Origin of the sequence: Pseudomonas sp. CM27, assembly GCF_013179515.1 — a bacterium.
GTDB lineage: Bacteria > Pseudomonadota > Gammaproteobacteria > Pseudomonadales > Pseudomonadaceae > Aquipseudomonas.
The window spans coordinates 1-1054 of the sequence record NZ_JABMCN010000454.1; the positions used below are offsets into that span (position 1 = coordinate 1).

The 1054-nt window shown below is 64.7% G+C and carries 1 pseudogene; it reads right to left on the reverse strand.

The features are described 5' to 3' along the window. A pseudogene (locus HP547_RS28905) lies at positions 1–1054 on the reverse strand (hypothetical protein); the annotation flags it as partial.

A 1054-nucleotide genomic window follows, 5' to 3' on the forward strand; every position in this document is an offset into this window, starting at 1 on the left:
GGATTTTCCCGAATTGCCTGCTCGGTGATCCGATACCGGGCTGCCAGCAGCCCCAGCGCTTTCTCGGCATTGCCTTCACGTGCTGCCAGCAGCACTTGCTGACGCAGGCCATGACTGGCATCCCACCGGGTCTTTCCACGCAGGCGCTTGAGCACCACGGCATTGACCGACTGGGCGGTGAGGTCGGTGATATCGGCCATGGCCGGGAAACGACCGGCCAGGCCCTCGATTACATCGTCGCTGGCGCCGAACAGACTGCCGATCGAGTCGGCCTTGTCCTTGAACGGGTTGAACGGTGCCAGGGCTGTGTACAGCGGGCTGTCGTGCTGATCCAGCCACTGTTCCAGACGTTTGAAGCGTCGATCCTGGTCTTCGGTACCGGGTGTTGGCTGACCCATTGGATTGATTATCAGCGCCAGGGATATTTCCAGGCCGCGGGCGGAGAGGCGTTCGTCACGGTCGTAGCAGGCCAGCGCCGCAGCAAGGCTGTAGGGATTATCGACAGCAGCGGCCTCCGCCGTGGCCAGCCAGACGTCGTGATCGTTGCTGGCTTGCAAGGCCAGGTTGCGCAGGCTTGCAAGCCGCTCTTCCAGCGCATCGCGTTCAGCGAGAAAGCGCAGGTATTTGGCGGTATCAATGCGCTGTGCCAGGCGGGCGCCGCCGGGGGAGTAGTCCTGGTGAGTGAGGGCCTCGAAGCGTGCCGCTGCCGGAGCAGCGGCGGGGCCGCGGCGTTCCGTGTTGATCCTGAAGGCGGCCAGCTCCGGTGACGGTGCATCGGCCGGGTACAGGCTTTCCAGCGTCTTGTTCAGCAGCATGCCCACCAGGTTGCGATGGTGGAAATCGCGGCTTTGTCGGCTCAGCTGTTCGGCATCCAGCCGGTAGCACGCCGGCACCCGTTCATGCTCGGGGCCTTGCGCAGGTCGGGTGTGTTCCAGCTGCTCGGCGGGCATCAGGTCACGCAGTTGATGCTGGTAGGCCGACACCGACAGGCCCAGGTCCAGGGCCATGCCTTCGGCATCGGCGAGGGCCACCACCACCGGGACTTTCGGCTGGG